Source organism: Streptomyces sp. NPDC101191 (assembly GCF_044767915.1).
GTDB lineage: Bacteria > Actinomycetota > Actinomycetes > Streptomycetales > Streptomycetaceae > Streptomyces.
The window spans coordinates 134597-151665 of sequence record NZ_JBIWOU010000006.1; the positions used below are offsets into that span (position 1 = coordinate 134597).

Sequence of the window (17069 nt, forward strand, 5' to 3'; positions counted from 1 at the left end):
CTGGCGGGCGGGCGTCAGGCGGCGCTGAGCGGGAACTCGCCCGCCAGCTCCCGGAAGACCGCGCCGTTGAAGTCGAAGGCGCGCTTGCACTCGTCGACGATCCGCTGCTTCTCCAGGTCGTCCGCGTTCACCCCGTCGAGCAGCTCCCGGTACCCCCGCTTGAAGGCGGCCGGGTTGGCGATGCCCTCGAAGACGTAGAACCTGACGCCGTCGCCCTTGCGTGTGAAGCCCCAGGTGCGTTCGGCCTTGTCGCGGATGATCTGACCGCCCGACAGGTCGCCCAGATAGCGCGTGTAGTGGTGGGCGACGTAGCCCGCGGGCCAGTCACGGGCGCACTCGGCGACCCGTGCCGCGTAGGACTCGGTGGCGGGCAGGGCCGTGAGCCCGGCGCGCCAGCCGGGTCCGCGCAGATGCGCGAGGTCCTGCTCCAGGGCGGCCGTCCGGAACAGCTCCGGCTGTATGAAGGGCCCGGCGACCGGGTCGGTCCGCAGCGCCTCCGCGCCGTCCTCCAGGGCGCGGTACACGAACCAGAGCTGCTCCGTGTAGCGCGCGTAGGCGTCCACGGCCAGCCGGCCGCCGAGGAGGTCGCTCATGAACGTCGACGACTCGGCCTCGGTGTGCTGTTCGTGCGAGGCGGTGCGGATGAGCGTCGAGAAGGGGGTGTCCAAGGCATGCCTCCGGGGCCGTCGGGACCGTAGGGGTCGGGAACCACTGCCGATCGTGTCGACTTAGGTATGCCTAAGTCAACTGGTTCCCGACGCCCTGTCGGTAAGAACGCTACCCCGCGGAGGGGTCAGGGCAACGTGAGGATCTCGGCCCCGGTCTCGGTCACCACGAGCGTGTGCTCGAACTGCGCCGTCCGCTTCCGGTCCTTGGTCACCACGGTCCAGCCGTCGTCCCACATGTCGTACTCGTGCGTGCCCAGCGTCAGCATCGGCTCGATCGTGAACGTCATGCCCGGCTGGATCACGGTGGTGTGGTGCGGGGAGTCGTAGTGCGGAATGATCAGCCCGGAGTGGAAGGACGAGTTGATTCCGTGCCCCGTGAAGTCCCGCACGACGCCGTAGCCGAAGCGCTTGGCGTACGACTCGATGACCCGGCCGATGATGTTGACCTGGCGGCCCGGCTTGACCGCCTTGATCGCCCTGTTCAGGGACTCCCGGGTCCGCTCGACGAGCAGCCGCGACTCCTCGTCGACGTCTCCGCACAGGTAGGTGGCGTTGTTGTCGCCGTGGACTCCGCCGATGTACGCGGTCACGTCCAGGTTCACGATGTCGCCGTCCTTCAGGACGGTCGAGTCGGGGATGCCGTGGCAGATGACCTCGTTGACCGAGGAGCACAGCGACTTGGGGAAGCCGCGGTAGCCGAGCGTGGACGGGTAGGCCCCGTGGTCGCACATGTACTCGTGGGCGACCCGGTCCAGCTCGTCCGTGGTGACGCCCGGAGCGATGTGCTTGGCGGCCTCCTCCATCGCCTGCGCGGCGATGCGGCCGGCGATGCGCATCCGCTCGATGGTGTCGGAGTCCTGCACCTCCGGGCCGGAGTACGGGGTGGGGGCGGGCTTTCCGACGTACTCGGGGCGGCGGATGGACCCCGGAACGGAACGGTGGGGGGACAGCTCCCCCGGTACGAGAAGCGACTGGCCAGACATGTCAGCGAGTCTAACGACCGTGTCTGGGGCAGCATGATGACGGAGGAAGGAGCCGAGGATGGCCCTGTTCAAGAAGCGCACGGCGGGTAAGCCGGGCGAGTGGTACTACTGCCTGCAGCACAAGAAGGTCGAGGAGGGCCCCGACTGCCCGGCGAAGGACCGCTTCGGCCCGTACACCAGCCGTGAGGAGGCCGCCCACGCCATGCAGACCGCCGAGGAGCGGAACCTGGAGTGGGACACCGACCCCCGCTGGCACGACAAGGGCGGCAAGGACGAGCCCGAGGGCTAGGCAGTCTCTTTCGGATCCTGCCGGGCTCGCGGGGTCCGGCACGCACGCTCGCCGCGTTGCCCTCGCGGCGTCCGGCACGCACGCTCGCCGCGTCGTCGTCGGTTGCCGGGAAGCGGCCTGGGTCGAGCCTTCCGGCCCCTGCCGGCTGACGGCGTCCGTTCCCCGTGCCCGCCGCGTGTGGCACCGCCTCCCGGTCCGGCCCGGTCCGCCGGACAGGCCCTACCGCGCCGCGGCGGGGGCCGGGCCCACGGGGCCGGCCCCCGCACCCGCCGGCGCCGGGAAGTGGGCCGTGGCCAGGACGGTGCCGTCCGGGGCCACCAGCCGGGCGCCGGTCACCGTCGCCGGGTCGATATCGGCCGGCGCACCCCAGTACCCGTAGCCGCCCCTGAGCGGGAACGACCCCACCGGCACCGCCGACCCGTCGGCCCGGACGAGGAGGCACCGGACCGGCCCCGGGCCCGCCCCCGCCAGGTCCACGGACATGTACACCCAGCCACCCGCGCCCTCGCCCTCGCCCGGGTGGGCGTAGATCCGCCCGACCGGGTGTCCCTGCGAGACCAGGGCCGTCTCCAGGAGGTCCGCCTGCCGCTCGACGGCCGGCGGCGCGCTCTCCACGACCGTGCCGACCGCCCACCCCGCGAAGCCGCAGGCGAGCGCGGCGGCCACGGCCACCGACGCGAGCCGCACCCTCCCGCGCCGCCACCGCGCCCGGACCGGCGGCGGATGCAGCGCCTGCGCCACCCGCGTCTCGAACCCCACCGGCGGCTCCGCCTCCGGCAGCAGCCCCAGCAGACCGTCCTCCACCGGGGTCAGCTGCTCGACGTACTCCCGGCAGTCCGCGCAGCGGTCCAGATGGGCGACCGCCTCGGCCCGCTCCCGGGCCGGCAGGACGCCGAGCGCCAGTTCGGCGCCGAGCTCCCGCAGCCGCGCGCACTCCATGCCGCTCACCGCCCCGCCTCCGGGTCCCGCCGCTCCGCCTCGTTCCCCAGGAGCGCCCGCACCTTGATCGTCGCCGTCCGGATCCTGGTCTTGGCCGTGCCGAGGGGGATGCCCTCCATTCCGGCGACCTCGCGCGCCGTCATCCCGTAGATCCCCGCCATCACCAGCGCCCGCGCCTGCTCCCGCGGCAGCGTCGCCACGGCGCGCCGGACCCGCTCCGAACCCTCCTCGGCGAGGGCCCGCCGCTCGGGCGTCTCCGTCACGACCCCGAGCAGCGCGTCCAGGTCCTCGGGCGCTACGGGGCTGGCCCGCCTGGCCCGTACGGCATCGATCGCCAGGTGGTGCGCGATGGTCGTCAGCCAGGTCCGTACGGAGCCGCGCCGCGAGTCGTAGATCTGGGCGTGCCGCCAGGCCCGTTCGAAGGTCTGCTGGGCGATGTCCTCGGCGAGCTGGGGGTCGCCGACGACGGCGACGGCCACCCCGAAGACGGTGCGCTGGAAGCGGCGCACGAAGGCCACCGCGATCTCCGGGTCGCCCGTGGTGAGACCGGAGAGCAGTGCCTCGTCGGGTACCCGCCCCAGAGACGGGCCCATGCTCCGCATACCCGTGGATACGTTCCGTCGCCCCGCAGGGATTGCCTCCCCCAGGGATGACCTCCCCCGGGGATTGCCTCCCCCGGGGATGACCTCCCCCGGGGATGACCTCCCCGAAGGGATTGCCTTCCCGGAGGGAGGGCCTGCGCCCATTGTCCGCCGCAATCCGCCGCCGTGGCCCGGACGTATCCCCTGCGGAGGACCGAACCATGACCTATCCACGCACCCGGAACCGCGTCGCGCTCGGCCTGGCGGCCGGCGCCCTCACCGCCCTGCTCGCCGCCTGCGGCGACAACGGCGACAACGGCGGAGGCACCACCACCCCGCCCCCGAGTCCGACGACGACCACGGCGGGAGCGACCCGGGTCGACGCCGACCTCGCCGACTACCGCATCACCCTGTCGAAGCAGAGCTTCGAACCCGGCCCGTACGCCTTCGTGGTGAAGAACACCGGGCAGCACACCCACGCCCTGGAGATCGAGGGCTCCGGCGGGGAGAACAAGACCAGGACGCTCGGCCCCGGAGAGTCCGACACCCTGAACGTGACGCTGAAGTCCGGCACCTACACGATCTACTGCCCCGTCGACGGGCACAAGGACCTGGGCATGAAGACGCAGATCACGGTCGGCGGCGCGTCACCGAACACCGGCTACTGACCGGGTCTCGGGGGGTGCCCTGTCGGTCCGGCCGGCCACGGCGGGCCCGGCGGGACCTCACGGACACGGCCTCCTAGGAACTCCCGGCCGCCGCGAGCTCGTCCTGCCGGGCCTTGCGGGCCAGCGCGTCCTCGTCCGTCGTGGCGTCGTAGGCCAGCAGCTTCGGCAGCGCGAGGCACAGCAGGCCCACCGACGCGACGCACGCGAGACCGCCCGACCAGACCGCCGCCCGGGTGCCCGTCCAGCCGGCCGTCGTGCCCGCGCGGACCTGCCCGAGCTGCGGGCCGACGCTGTACGAGAGGACCTCGATCCCCGCGAGGCGGCCGCGCAGCTCCTCCGGGATGGTCTGGTTCCAGATGGTCGAGCGGCCCAGGCCGCTCAGCATGTCGCCGGCGCCCGCGAACGCGAGGCAGAGCAGTACCAGCCAGATGTTGCCGAACCAGCCCGCGGCCGTGATCGCCAGCCCCCAGCCGGTCGCTCCGGCCACCACGAGCAGGCCGTGCCGGCGCACCTTCGACGTCCAGCCGCTGGTCAGCCCCAGCACGAGCGAGCCGACCGAGCCGGCCGCGTACATCAGGCCGAGCGACCAGTCCGCGTCGAGCTCGTCGGCGAGGAACGGGAAGATCGTGTTCGGGAAGGCGAAGAACATCGCCGCGAGGTCGATCGCGTACGTGCCGAGCAGCACCGGCCGCGACCACGCGTACCGCGCGCCCTCCACGATCCCGCGCAGCGACGGCTTGTCGGCGTCGTGCGCCGGCGGCGCGGGCGAGAGGCGGCGGCACAACAGCACCGACGCGACGAAACCGGCGACGGCGACCGCGTACGCGGGCGCGTGCCCCGCGTAGGCGACGACCAGGCCCGCGAGCGCGGGCCCGGCGATGGAGCCCACCTGCCAGCGCAGCGAGTTCAGCGCGGCGGCCGCCGTCTGCTGCTCGTGCGGCACGATCCGGGCCATCAGCGAGTCGAGCGCCGGCCGTTGCAGTCCGGCGAGCGCCGAGACGCCGGCGGCGACGACGTACAGCGGCCACAGCAGCGGCCGCGGCAGCAGCGCGTTGAGCAGCAGGACCAGGGCGAGGACGCCGAGCCCGGCCTCCGTCGCCACGATCACCTTCCGCCGGTCGACGGCGTCGGCGAGCGCCCCGCCGTACAGGCCGAACACCACGAGCGGCACCAGCTCCACGGCCCCCATCGCACCGACCGCGAACGGCGATCCGGTCAGATCCTTGATCTGCAGCGGCAGCGCGATCAGCGCCATGAAGCTCGCGAAGAAGGCGACGATCCCCTGCACCCAGAGCAGCCGGAAGTCACGGGAGGAGCGCCAGGGCGCGAGATCGGGGAACAGACGGGCAAGGCGTTTCACGAGGGGTCATGCTCGGCGCGGCGATCCCGTCGGGCAACCCATTTACGGGGCCGCGCGTGCGCGCGCCGGCGGCCTGCCCGCCCGGCTCAGTAGGTGCGCGTGGTCCAGGTCCCCGCGTGGTCCAGGTCCCCGCGTGGTCCCGGTCCCCGCGTGGTCCCGGTCCCGGCGTGGTCCCGGTCCCGGCGTGGTCCCGGTCCCCGCGGGGTCCCGCCGCCTGGGCCTTCAGGGTCCGAGCCCCCCGCCGGGGCGGGGCGTCAGGGCTGCGAGCTTTCCTTCGCCTCCCTTCCCTTCGCTCGGGAAGGTCGCCGCCGCGTCCGGACACCCCCACCCCCGCGGGGACCCCGGACCCTCCCCGCCGTCGTCGGCCGTCCTCACCACCGCTCCGGCGGCGGGGCCGTCAGCTGGTCCGCGAGGCGCGAGAGGCGGTCGCGGAAGCGGAGGCGGCCGCGGGGGGCGGGCGGCGGACAGTTCTCGCCGGTGGCCGCGCTCACCAGGTGCTGCACGGTGTCCAGGTCCACCTCCGCGTCCGCCGGCACCGTCAGCGTCTCGTGCGCCAGGCCGAGCAGTTCCGTGTCGCCGCCGTCCAGGGACAGCACCGTCGCCCCGGCCCGGCGCGCGTCGTGGACCCGTTCGAGCAGGCCCTCGCCGGGCCGCGACGGCGCGACCGTCAGCAGCGTCGCCCCGCGGCCCGCCGACTCGATCCGCCCGAGCCCGACCGCCAGGTGAGCCGGGTCGCCGGGCCGCACCCGGTGGCGTACGAGCGTCGGGGCCAGCTCGGGAAGGCCCGACCAGGCGGACTCGTCGACGAGGTGCGCGGCCAGGTGCCACGGCTCGTACTCCTCGGTGCCGACGAGGAGCAGACCGCCGCCGTGGGAGACGACGGAGGACCGCAGCGAGCCGGCGAACCGGCGGGCGGCGGCGGGCCACTCGGTCCCGGCCAGTACCTCGCGCAGCAGTGCGACACGTACGGCGTCCATGGGCCGCATGGTGCCCGAGACCGGGCCGCACGGGTGGGTGTTCGGGCCGGACTCACCCGGACGGGTCCGGCCGGGGCGACCGGCCAGTAATGTCGAGGCCATGACTTCCTCCACCACTGCACCCGCCCCGAAGGACCCCTGGGACCTCCCGGACGTCTCCGGCCTCGTCGTCGGTGTCCTCGGCGGCACCGGTGACCAGGGCCGCGGCCTCGCCTACCGGCTCGCCAAGGCCGGCCAGAAGGTGATCATCGGCTCGCGTGCCGCCGACCGCGCCCGGACCGCGGCCGACGAGATCGGCCTCGGCGTCGAGGGCGCCGACAACGCCGAGTGCGCACGGCGCAGCGACATCGTGATCGTGGCCGTGCCGTGGGACGGCCACGCCAAGACCCTGGAGTCGCTGCGCGAGGAGCTCGCCGGGAAGCTCGTGGTGGACTGCGTGAACCCGCTCGGTTTCGACAAGAAGGGCGCCTACGCGCTCAAGCCGGAAGAGGGCTCCGCCGCCGAACAGGCCGCGGCGCTGCTGCCCGACTCACGGGTCACGGCCGCCTTCCACCACCTGTCGGCGGTGCTCCTCCAGGACGCGTCGATCGACGAGATCGACACCGACGTGATGGTCCTGGGCGAGGTGCGGGCCGACGTGGAGCTCGTCCAGGCGCTGGCCGGACGCATCCCCGGCATGCGCGGCGTCTTCGCCGGCCGGCTGCGCAACGCCCACCAGGTCGAGTCCCTGGTCGCGAACCTGATCTCGGTGAACCGCCGCTACAAGGCCCACGCGGGCCTGCGCGTCACGGACGTCTGAGCCGGTCCGGCCGGAGCCGGTACCGGCGCGGACCGGGGCATGGGGGACACTGGACGGGCACCACACGCCGTATCCGGACAGGAGCCGACCCCATGCCCCGCCTCGCCCTCTACGCCCTGGTCGTCTGTGCGCTCGCCGTCGCCGCGGCCGTCGCCGCCTTCGTCCAGGGCAGCCTGATCGGCATCGTGTGGGTGCTGCTCGCCGGCCTCTCCTCGAACATGGCGTGGTTCTCCATCAAGCGCGCGAAGCAGGCCGCCGGCAGCCAGGGCTGACCGGCGGGACCAGGCGTCGACCGACCAGGCGTCGACCGACCGGGAGTCAGCCGACCGGGAGTCAGCCGACCTGGCAGAACTCCGGCGTCTCCTGCCAGAACCGGAAGAGGTTCGAGCCGCAGTAGCGGGACAGCTCCGGCACGTCGAGCGCCCGCAACAGGGCGTCGATCGCGTCGAAGAAGGCGCCGTTGACCGCCGGGACGAAGAGCAGCGCGATCACCACGAAGAAGCCGTAGGGAGCGAACGGCTCGATCTGCCGCTTGACGCCGTACGACAGCCAGGGCTCGACCACGCCGTAGCCGTCCAGGCCCGGCACCGGCAGCAGGTTCAGGAGTGCCGCCGTCACCTGCAGGAACGCCAGGAACGCGAGTGCGTACTGGAAGGCGAGGGGCACACCGTCGAGCGCGCCGAGCCAGAACGGCGCGGTGCACACGACGGCGAACAGGACGTTGGCGAGCGGTCCGGCGGCGGAGATGAGGCTGTGCTTCCAGCGGCCGTGGACCCGGTTCCGGTCGATGAACACCGCGCCGCCCGGCAGACCGATGCCGCCCATGATCACGAAGAGCACCGGCAGGATGATGCTCAGGACCGCGTGGGTGTACGCGAGCGGGTTGAGGGTCAGATAGCCGCGGGCCCCGACGGTGATGTCCCCGCCGTGCAGGGCGGTGCGGGCGTGTGCGTACTCGTGCAGACAGAGCGACACGACCCACGCCGAGGTCACGAACAGGAACACCGCCAGGCCCGGCAGCGCCGCGAAGTCGCTCCACACGGCCCAGCCGGTGACGGCCATGACCGCGAGGATCGCCAGGAAGACGGGGCTGATCCGCCGCTCGTCGTGACGATGCGTGGTCGTGGCCATGGATGGACTCCCGGAAGACGCGGTGAGGGTGCGGCACGGCGGGTGTGCCGTGCCCGGGAAACGTATCGGCCCCCGATCCGGGTTCCGTCCCCGGGCCCCCACCGGCCCCCGTCCGGACACGGCCCGCCCCGTGGTCGCCCTCGTCCCGCTCGCCGCCTTCCCGCTCGGGGCGGAGTCACGCCTCGCGGCGGGTGGTGGGTGATCTCCGTGGGTCTGCGGGGGTGGTGGGGTGATCTCCGTGGGTCTGCGGGGGTGGTGGGGTGATCCTCGTGGGGGCTGCGGCGGGTGGTGGGTGATCCTCGGGTCCACGGCGGATGGGGTGACCCTCGTGGGGCTGCGGCGGGTGGTCGGTGATCCTCGGGTCCACGGCGGATGGCGGGTGATCCTCGTGGGTCCGTGGCGCGCGGCGGGGTGACCTCGGGGTCCCGCGGCGGGCGGGGCGATCTCCGTGGGTCCCACAGCGGGCGGCGGGGCGCGGTCCCCTGGGGTCCGCGGCGCGCGGCGGGACAAACCCCGTGGGCCCGCGGCATGTGCCTCGCGGAGAATGGCCCCGTGCGCTATTCCGTCCTCGGCCCCACCCGGGCCCACACGTCAGAAGGCAGCGTCGCCGTCGGCGGCCCCCGCGTCCGCGCGCTGCTCACCGTGCTCGCGCTGCGGGCCGGACGCGGCGTGCCCGTGGGGGTGCTCGTCGACGAGGTGTGGGCGGCCGAGCCGCCCGCCGACGCGGTCGCCGCGCTGCAGGCGCTCGTGGGCCGGCTGCGCCGGGCGCTCGGCCACGAGCGCGTGGTCTCCGTCGACGGCGGCTACCGCCTCGACGCCACGCCCGACGACGTCGACGCCCACCGCTTCGTCCGCCTCGCGGCCGACGGCCTACGCGAGCTGGACGCCGGCCGCCCCCGCCCCGCCGCGGAGCTGCTCGACGAGGCCCTCGCCCTCTGGAAGGGGCCGGCGCTCGCCGACCTTCCCGACCGTGCCGCCGAGGGCGCCCGCTGGGAGGCCCGCCGGGTCGACGCCCGCCGCGCCAGGCTGACCGCCGCGCTCGCCCTCGGCGAGGCCGCCGCCATGCTGCCCGAGCTCGCCGCCCTGTGCGCGGAGCACCCGCTGGACGAGCCGCTGCAGGCCCTGCGGATCCGCGCCCTGCGCGACACAGGCCGGCCGTCCGAGGCGCTCGCCGCCTACGAGTCGGTCCGCCGCGAGCTCGCCGAGCGGCTCGGCGCCGATCCGTCCCCGGAACTGCGCTCCCTGCACGCCGAGTTGCTGGACACCCCGGTACGGACCGCGCCCGCCCACCGCCCGCCCCTGGGCAATCTGCGCACCCGCCTCACCAGCTTCGTCGGCCGCGAGGACGACATCGCCGCCCTCCAGGGCGATCTGCGCACCGGACGTCTCGTCACCCTGCTCGGCCCCGGCGGCGCCGGGAAGACCCGGCTGTCGCAGGAGGCCGCCGAGCGGGTGAGCGACGAGTGGCGCGACGGCGTCTGGTTCGTCGAACTCGCCCCCGTCACCGACCCGGAGGCCGTCACCGAGGCCGTGCTCGCCGGGGTCGGCGCCCGAGAGACGGTGCTCTTCGGTGCGGGCGCCGAGGAGCTGCGCCTCGGCGAGGAGCCGGCCGGCCGGCTCGTGGAGCACTGCGCGGACCGCAACATGCTGGTCCTGCTGGACAACTGTGAGCATGTGGTGGGTGCGGCGGCGGAGTTGGCGGAGGTGCTGCTGGCGCGTTGTCCGGGGGTGTCGGTGCTGGCGACGAGTCGTGAGCCGTTGGGGGTGCCGGGGGAGGTGCTGCGGCCGTTGGGGCCGTTGCCGTGGGAGACGGCGGTGCGGCTGTTCGGTGAGCGGGGGGCCGCGGTGCGGCCGGGTTTCGACGTGGCGCAGGATGCGGAGGCGGCGGCGGAGATCGTGCGGCGGCTGGACGGTCTGCCGTTGGCGATCGAGCTGGCGGCGGCGCGTTTGCGGATGTTGGGTGTCCGTCAGATCGCGGAGCGGCTGGACGACCGTTTCCGGTTGCTGACCTCGGGGGCGCGGACGGTGCTGCCGCGGCAGCAGACGCTGCGTGCGGTCGTCGACTGGTCGTGGGACTTGTTGGACGCCTCGGAGCGGGCGGTGCTGCGCAGGCTGGCGGTGTTCACGGGCGGTTGTGATCTGGAGGCGGCCGAGGCGGTGTGCGGTGAGGGTGTGCCGGGCGCTGCGGGTGGTGAGGTGTTGTCGCTGCTGGGTTCGCTGGTGGACAAGTCGCTGGTGGTGGCGGTGGAGTCGGAGGCGGGGATGCGGTACCGGCTTCTGGAGACGGTGGCCGAGTACGCGGCCGAGCGTCTCGACGAGGCGGGGGACCGGGACGCCGCCGAGCGGCGTCATCTGACGTACTACCGCGAGCTCGCGCGGCTCACCGACCCCGAACTCCGCACCGGCCGCCAGGTGGCCGCCGTCGCGCGGTTCGGGGCCGAGTACGGAAACCTGCGGAGCGCCCTGCGCCGGGCCGTGGCCACGCGGGACGAGCACGAGGCGCTGGTGCTGGTGCACTCGCTGCTCTGGTACTGGAACATGCGGGACCTGCGCGTCGACGCCCTGCACTGGTCCGAGTCCGTCTCCGCGCTCGGACCCGATCCGTTCGGCTCGCCGCCCGCCCCGGTCGTACCGCTGGAGGAGCCGTGCACGGCCGCGCCCCCGCCGCTCTCGGAGGAGCAGCTGTGGGAGGCCCGGCGCGGGGTGCGGCTCGTCGAGCTGATGAACATGGACCACGAGACGGGCCGGTGGACCACTCCGGAGGGGATCGAGCGGCTGAAGCTGATCACCGGCGTCTACCCGCCGGGGCTGCCGCAGACCTGCCGGGTGCCCGGCTCCTTCGCCGTCTTCGCGGTGCTGCTCATCGGCCGGCCCGGCCGCATGCAGGAGGCCCTCGACGCCAACGTCGACGCCTGCCGCCGGTACGGCTACGACTGGGAGCTGGCCAACGCCCTCCAGCTGCGCGCCAACCTCATGGCCAACCGCGCCGACCTGTCCCGTCAGGCGGGCGCCGACGCCGAGGAGAGCCTGGAGATCTTCGTACGCCTCGACGACGCGTGGGGCGCGGCCGAGGCGCTGTCCTCCCGCGCCGAGGCACGCGAACGCCGGCTGGAATTCGAGGGCGCCGCCGAGGACTTCGCCGCCGCCATCGCCTACGCGCAGCGCATCGGCGCCCAGTCGCAGATGGCGCTCCTGCGCGCCCGGTACGCGGACATGCTGATCGAGACCGGCCGGCGCGAGGAGGCCGAGCGGATCCTGCGGGAGGTGGTGGAGGGCGAGCACGGCCGTGGCCACGAGCCGATGCTGGCGGCCAGGATCTTCCTCGCGATCCTGCTCGGCCGCACCGGTCGCACGGCCGAGGCGCGCGAGCACCTGCTGCGGCTGCTCGCCGACTTCAAGTCCGAGACCTACTCCATCTTCGAGGGCTTCACCCTCGGCAGCCTGGGCTGGGTGGACAACCTGGACGGGAGGTACGCCTCGGGGTTCGCGCTGGCCCGCCGGGCGTACGAGCGCTCGCTGGGCGCCCTGTCGATGATGGTGGCCCCACAGATGCCGGCGATCCATCTGATCACCGCCGCCTGGTCCCTCGCCGGTCTCGGCGGGGCGTCGGCGCGGTCCGCCGCCACCCTGCTCGGCGCGTACGAGTCGCTGCTCCCGCCGGCCCATCTGCCCTCCCCGATGGAACAGGAGAACCGGCGTCGGGCGACCGAACTCGCCCGGTCCGCGCTCGGGGACGAGGCCGTCTTCGAGGCCGCGTACGCCGAGGGCGACGGCCTCTCCGCAGAGGAGGCCGCCGCCCTGCTCGAACGCGCCGACGCGATCAACGGACGCGCCGAGTCCTGAATCCCCTGTGCGGATCAGGTCTTCTTGCGGAACTTGGACACCGCGAGCGGCGCCATGACCACGGTGATGCCGGCCGCCCAGGCGAGCGTCATGAACGCCGAGTGGGCGACGGGGCCGCCGATGATCAGACCGCGGGCGGCGTCGGCGAGGTTGGACAGCGGGTTGTAGTCGGTGAAGGTCTGCAGCCAGCCGGGCATCGTGGTCGGCTTGGCGAAGATCGACGAACCGAACTGCAGCGGCATCAGCACGAGCATCGCCATCCCCTGGACGGCCTGGGCCGTCTTCATGGTGAGACCGAGCAGGATGAAGATCCACATCAGGGCGGCGCCGAAGACCATCGACAGGCCGATCGCGGCGAGGAGGCCGAGGACCGAGGTGTGGATCTCCAGGCCGAGCAGGAAGCCCATGGCCAGCAGGATCGTGGTGGCGATCAGCATGCGGCCGATCTCGACGACGATCTTCGCGATGAGGACCGAGGAGCGGGCGATCGGCATGGTCCGGAACCGGTCCATGACGCCCTTCTTGAAGTCGTCGTTGATGCCGGTGCCGACGCCCATCGCGATGTTCATGCCCATCATGGCCATCAGGCCCGGCACCAGGTAGTTCACGTAGTCGGACTGGTTGCCCTTGCCGGCCATCGCGCCGCCGAAGACGTACGTGAACAGCAGGATGAAGATGATCGGCATCAGGACGGCGTCGAACATCGACTCCGGGTCCTGCTTGATCTGGAGGGCGTTGCGCCGGGCCAGGGCGCCGATGTGGCGCAGGTTGGCCCGCAGGCCGATCCGGCCGTCGGACGAGTCCGCGGCCCGCTGGGCGGGCGCCGGGGCCGAGGAGCCGACGGGGGACTGGGACAGGGTGGTGGTGCTCATGCGGCGACCTCCTGGGTGAGCGCGTCGCGGATGCCGTCGGTGGCGGTCGTCTTCTCGCCCGTGATCGCGAGGAACACCTCGTCGAGGCTGGGCAGGTGGGTGCCGATGTGGGTGATGCCGAAGCCGCGGGCGCCGAACAGGCCCACGACGGCGGTCAGCTGCTCGTCGCTGAGGATCGGCACGTACAGCAGGCCCTCGTCGGGCACGACGGTCGCGCCGGCGACCCCGTCGAGGCCGGTCTCACGCAGCGCGGCGGACATGGCGGTCAGGTCGGCCGGGTCGGCCGGGCGGACCTGGAGGGTGCGGCCGCCGACGCGGGCCTTGAGCTCGTCGACGCCGCCCTTGGCGATGACGCGGCCGCGGTCGATGACGGTGAGTTCGCTCGCGAGCTGCTCCGCCTCCTCCATGTACTGGGTGGTGAGCAGGACGGTGGCGCCCTCGGCGACCATCCGCTGCACCTCGTCCCAGACCTCGTTGCGGGTGCGCGGGTCGAGACCGGTGGTCGGCTCGTCCAGGTAGAGCACGGCCGGCCGGCCGATCATCGAGGCGGCCAGGTCGAGGCGGCGCCGCATGCCGCCGGAGTAGTTCATCGCGGGGCGCTTGGCGGCCTCGGTGAGCGAGAAGCGCTCCAGGAGCTCGTCGGCGCGGGCCCGGGCGTCCTTGCGGGAGAGGTCGAGCAGCCGCCCGATCATGTAGAGGTTCTCCCGGCCGGACAGCTTCTCGTCGACCGAGGCGTACTGGCCGGTGAGGCCGATGGTGCGGCGCAGCTGGCGGGGCTGGCGCACCACGTCGTAACCGGCGACGACGGCGGTGCCGGCGTCGGGGACGATGAGGGTGGACAGGCAGCGGACGAGGGTGGTCTTGCCGGCGCCGTTGGGCCCGAGGACCCCGAGGACGGTGCCCTCGCGGACGTCCAGGTCGACCCCGTCGAGGGCCTTCGTCTCGCCGAAGTGCTTCACGAGGCCCCGTACCTCGACGGCGTTGGTGTGTGATCGCGTCATGTCCCTCATGGAACAGGGCGCCACCGACAGCGCACCGACAGGCGACCGACAGGGCCGCCGACACGCACCGACAGGCGCCGTCGACGCCTGTCGGCCGGTCCCCGGGCACGGTGAGACGGCCGGTCCCCGGGCACGGCGAGACAGCCGGTCCCGGGCCCGGTGACCCGGCCGGTCCCGGGTACGGCGACAGCCCGCCGACGGGGGACGGTCGGCGGGCTGTCGGTGTTTCCGCAGGGGCCTGGGGGCTCAGTGGAAGGTGTGCTCCTCGGCGGGGAACGCCCCGCCGGACACGTCCTCCGCGAAGGCGCGGGCGGCGTCGCCGAGCGTCTCGCGCAGGTTGGCGTACTGCTTGGTGAAGCGCGGCACCTTGCCGCCGGTCAGACCGGCCATGTCGGTCCAGACGAGGACCTGGGCGTCCGTGTCGGGGCCGGCGCCGATGCCGATGGTCGGGATGTGCAGCGAGCGGGTGACCTCGGCGGCCAGCTCGGCCGGGACGAGCTCCAGGACCAGGGCGAAGGCGCCCGCGTCCTGCGCCGCCTTGGCGTCGCGCAGCAGCTTGTGGGCGGCCTCGTCGCTGCGGCCCTGCACCCGGTAGCCCATGGTGTTGACGGACTGCGGGGTCAGGCCGAGGTGGGACATGACCGGGATGCCGGCCTGGACGAGCAGTTCGGTCTGCGGCAGCGAGCGCTCGCCGCCTTCGAGCTTGATCGCGCCGACGCCGGCGTCCTTGACCAGCCGGGTGGCGTTGCGCAGGGCCTGGACGGGCCCTTCCTGGTACGAGCCGAAGGGGAGGTCACCGACGACGAGCGCGCGCTTGGTGCCGCGGACGACGGCGGCGGAGAGCAGCGTCATCTCGTCCATCGTGACGGGCACGGTGGTGTCGTAGCCGAGGTGACAGTTGCCCATGGAGTCGCCGACGAGGATCACCGGGATGCCGGCCTCGTCGAAGACGGAGGCGGTCATGGCGTCGTAGGCGGTCAGCATGGGCCACTTCTCGCCGCGGGTCTTGGCGGCGGCGATGTCGTGGACGGTGATGCGGCGAGTGCCCTTGCCCCCGTACAGCGCCTTGCTGCTGTCGGCGGACGGTTTCTGGGCAGCCTGAAGCGTCATGGTGAACGGCTCCTCTGTTGTCATCTCGAGGCGCCCTGTGGCGTCCCCGGACCACATCCATGGTGGCACTTCGGCGGGCGGAGGGGGAAGTCGCCCGGCGGAGTGGGGTCGCGTGGCGCTGTTCACATCGCGGGAACGTAAAGAGTCCCTCTGTTTTTTCAATACGAGACGGTCTCGTATCGAAATGGGTCTAGGGTGAGGCACATGTCTCAGCCGTCCTCTGTCTCCGCTGCCGCCCCCGGCACCCGTCGCGTGCCCGAGGCCGTGCACCGCCGCCGCTGGGCGATCCTCGGCGTGCTCATGCTCAGCCTGCTGATCGTCGTCCTCGACAACTCGATCCTCAACGTGGCGGTCAAGACGATCGCCAGCCCCGCCCCCACCGGCATCGCCGCCACCCAGAGCGAGCTGGAGTGGGCCATCAACTCCTACACGCTCGTCTTCGCCGGCCTCCTGTTCACCTCCGGCCTGCTCGGCGACCGGCTCGGCCGCAAGAAGGTGCTGCTCTTCGGCATCACCGTCTTCGGCATCGGCTCCGCGCTCGCCGCCTTCTCCACCACCCCGGGCGAGCTCATCGCCTACCGGGCCGTGATGGGCCTCGGCGCCGCCTTCGTGATGCCCGCGACCCTCGCCGTCCTCATGAACGTCTTCGAGCGCGAGGAGCAGCCCAAGGCCATCGGCATCTGGGCCGGCAGCGTCGGCCTCGCCATCGCCGTCGGTCCGATCACCGGCGGCATCCTCCTGGAGCACTTCTGGTGGGGCTCGATCTTCCTGGTCAACGTGCCCGTCGTGCTGCTCGCCTTCGCGCTCATGGCGTGGCTGGTCCCCGACTCCAGGGACCCCCGGCCCGGCCGGATCGACCTGCCCGGCGTGCTGCTCTCCGTGCTCGGCCTGGTGCTGCTCGTGTACGGCATCATCCGCGGCGGCGAGCTGGCGAGCTTCACCGACCCGGAGGTGCTGCTCCCGTCTCTCGGCGGCATCGTGGTCCTCGTCGCCTTCGTGCTGTACGAGAAGCGCAGCGACCACCCGGCGCTCGACGTCTCCTACTTCCGCAAGCCCGCGTTCTCCGCGGCCGTCGGCGCCATCGCGCTGGTCTTCTTCGCCCTCATGGGCGTGACCTTCTTCTCCGCCTTCTACCTGCAGAGCGTCCGTGGCTACAGCGCGCTGGAGTCCGGCCTGCTGATCCTGCCGCTCGCCGTCGCCCAGATGGTCTTCGCGCCGCGCGCCCGGCTCGTCGTCGAACGCTTCGGCGCGAAGGCCGTGTGCACCACGGGCATGCTGGCCGTCGCGGTGGGCCTCGCCTCCTTCGCCCTGTTCGACGCCGACACCCCGGTCTGGATCCTCGAGGTCGTCTTCTTCCTCCAGGGCGCGGGCATGGCGCACATCATGCCGCCGGTCACCGTCTCCATCATGCAGGCGCTGCCCCGTGAGAAGGCCGGCTCCGGCTCGGCCGTCAACAACACGTTCCGCCAGGTCGGCGGCGCGCTCGGGGTGGCCGTGCTCGGCTCGGTCCTGTCCAGCACCTACCGCGGCGAGATCGAGGGCCACCTCGGCGCGCTCCCGGCGGGCCTGCGCGACACGGCCGGCGAGTCCATCGAGGCGACCCTCGCCGTCGCCGAGAAGCTCGGCCCGGCCGGCCGTGGCCTGGTCGCCCCGGCGTACGACGCCTTCATCGACGCCATGCACGTCACCGCCATCGGCTCGGCCGTCGTCGCCGTCCTCGGCGCGATCGTCGTCGCCGTCTTCCTGCCCGGCCGCGCCCCGGCCGCACCGGGCGCCGGTGCGCCCGTCCCGGGCACGCGCGCCGAAGCGGGAGAATCGGTTCCGAACTAGCCAAGAAGGAGAGGCGCA

At 73.0% G+C, this 17069-nt stretch carries 16 protein-coding genes; 6 read left to right on the forward strand and 10 right to left on the reverse strand.

The features are described 5' to 3' along the window. Positions 1-14: 14 nt before the first annotated feature. Both ACIRQF_RS23685 and map read right to left on the reverse strand, forming a co-directional pair. Positions 15-668: a heme oxygenase (biliverdin-producing) gene (locus ACIRQF_RS23685; RefSeq protein WP_376637244.1), complete on the reverse strand. Its 654-nt coding sequence runs from the start codon at positions 666-668 to the stop codon at positions 15-17. A 125-nt stretch (positions 669-793) separates the two neighbouring features. After that, positions 794-1651, reverse strand: coding sequence for a type I methionyl aminopeptidase (gene map, locus ACIRQF_RS23690; protein ID WP_376637243.1), 858 nt, complete (start codon positions 1649-1651; stop codon positions 794-796). Positions 1652-1709: 58 nt separating this feature from the next. Here map and ACIRQF_RS23695 point away from each other — a divergent pair, with 58 nt between their 5' ends. Next, a complete protein-coding gene (locus ACIRQF_RS23695) occupies positions 1710-1940 on the forward strand; it encodes a hypothetical protein (RefSeq protein WP_376637242.1) in 231 nt (76 codons plus the stop codon). 219 nt (positions 1941-2159) lie between these two features. Here the strand turns inward: ACIRQF_RS23695 and ACIRQF_RS23700 are convergent, their stop codons facing one another. Continuing rightward, entirely contained in the window at positions 2160-2879 is a 720-nt protein-coding gene (locus ACIRQF_RS23700; RefSeq protein ID WP_404095467.1) for a hypothetical protein, read from the reverse strand. Positions 2880-2884: 5 nt separating this feature from the next. Next, a complete protein-coding gene (locus ACIRQF_RS23705) occupies positions 2885-3481 on the reverse strand; it encodes an RNA polymerase sigma factor (protein ID WP_404094803.1) in 597 nt (198 codons plus the stop codon). 200 nt (positions 3482-3681) lie between these two features. Between ACIRQF_RS23705 and ACIRQF_RS23710 the strand changes: the two genes are divergently transcribed. Beyond that, positions 3682-4128 (forward strand): plastocyanin/azurin family copper-binding protein, encoded by a 447-nt coding sequence (locus ACIRQF_RS23710; protein WP_404094806.1) that lies wholly within the window; start codon positions 3682-3684, stop codon positions 4126-4128. A gap of 73 nt (positions 4129-4201) precedes the next feature. Here ACIRQF_RS23710 and ACIRQF_RS23715 read toward each other — a convergent pair whose 3' ends face one another. Then, positions 4202-5488 (reverse strand): MFS transporter, encoded by a 1287-nt coding sequence (locus ACIRQF_RS23715; protein ID WP_404094808.1) that lies wholly within the window; start codon positions 5486-5488, stop codon positions 4202-4204. Between the two features lie 371 nt (positions 5489-5859). Continuing rightward, positions 5860-6465, reverse strand: coding sequence for a hypothetical protein (locus tag ACIRQF_RS23720; RefSeq protein ID WP_376637238.1), 606 nt, complete (start codon positions 6463-6465; stop codon positions 5860-5862). A 100-nt stretch (positions 6466-6565) separates the two neighbouring features. Between ACIRQF_RS23720 and npdG the strand changes: the two genes are divergently transcribed. Then, the gene (gene npdG, locus ACIRQF_RS23725; protein WP_404094812.1) at positions 6566-7264 is read left to right on the forward strand and encodes an NADPH-dependent F420 reductase; all 699 of its coding nucleotides are present in this window, start codon (positions 6566-6568) and stop codon (positions 7262-7264) included. A gap of 92 nt (positions 7265-7356) precedes the next feature. After that, positions 7357-7536 carry a hypothetical protein gene (locus tag ACIRQF_RS23730; protein ID WP_376637236.1) on the forward strand — a complete coding sequence of 60 codons (180 nt, stop codon included), beginning with the start codon at positions 7357-7359 and terminating at the stop codon, positions 7534-7536. Between the two features lie 61 nt (positions 7537-7597). Here the strand turns inward: ACIRQF_RS23730 and ACIRQF_RS23735 are convergent, their stop codons facing one another. Continuing rightward, positions 7598-8395: a site-2 protease family protein gene (locus ACIRQF_RS23735; RefSeq protein ID WP_376637235.1), complete on the reverse strand. Its 798-nt coding sequence runs from the start codon at positions 8393-8395 to the stop codon at positions 7598-7600. Between the two features lie 552 nt (positions 8396-8947). Here ACIRQF_RS23735 and ACIRQF_RS23740 point away from each other — a divergent pair. Further along, positions 8948-12238, forward strand: a complete 3291-nt coding sequence (locus ACIRQF_RS23740; RefSeq protein ID WP_404094814.1) for a BTAD domain-containing putative transcriptional regulator — start codon at positions 8948-8950, stop codon at positions 12236-12238. 14 nt (positions 12239-12252) lie between these two features. Here ACIRQF_RS23740 and ACIRQF_RS23745 read toward each other — a convergent pair whose 3' ends face one another. From ACIRQF_RS23745 to panB, 3 genes are all read right to left on the reverse strand, one after another. Next, entirely contained in the window at positions 12253-13110 is an 858-nt protein-coding gene (locus ACIRQF_RS23745) for an ABC transporter permease (RefSeq protein WP_404094816.1), read from the reverse strand. Further along, the gene (locus tag ACIRQF_RS23750) at positions 13107-14120 is read right to left on the reverse strand and encodes an ATP-binding cassette domain-containing protein (protein ID WP_404094819.1); all 1014 of its coding nucleotides are present in this window, start codon (positions 14118-14120) and stop codon (positions 13107-13109) included. Before ACIRQF_RS23750 ends, ACIRQF_RS23745 begins: the two co-directional genes overlap by 4 nt. Before the next feature lie 237 nt (positions 14121-14357). Then, positions 14358-15221: a 3-methyl-2-oxobutanoate hydroxymethyltransferase gene (gene panB / locus ACIRQF_RS23755; protein WP_376637573.1), complete on the reverse strand. Its 864-nt coding sequence runs from the start codon at positions 15219-15221 to the stop codon at positions 14358-14360. A gap of 204 nt (positions 15222-15425) precedes the next feature. Between panB and ACIRQF_RS23760 the strand changes: the two genes are divergently transcribed. Beyond that, positions 15426-17051, forward strand: a complete 1626-nt coding sequence (locus ACIRQF_RS23760) for an MFS transporter (RefSeq protein WP_389757549.1) — start codon at positions 15426-15428, stop codon at positions 17049-17051. Positions 17052-17069 lie beyond the last annotated feature (18 nt).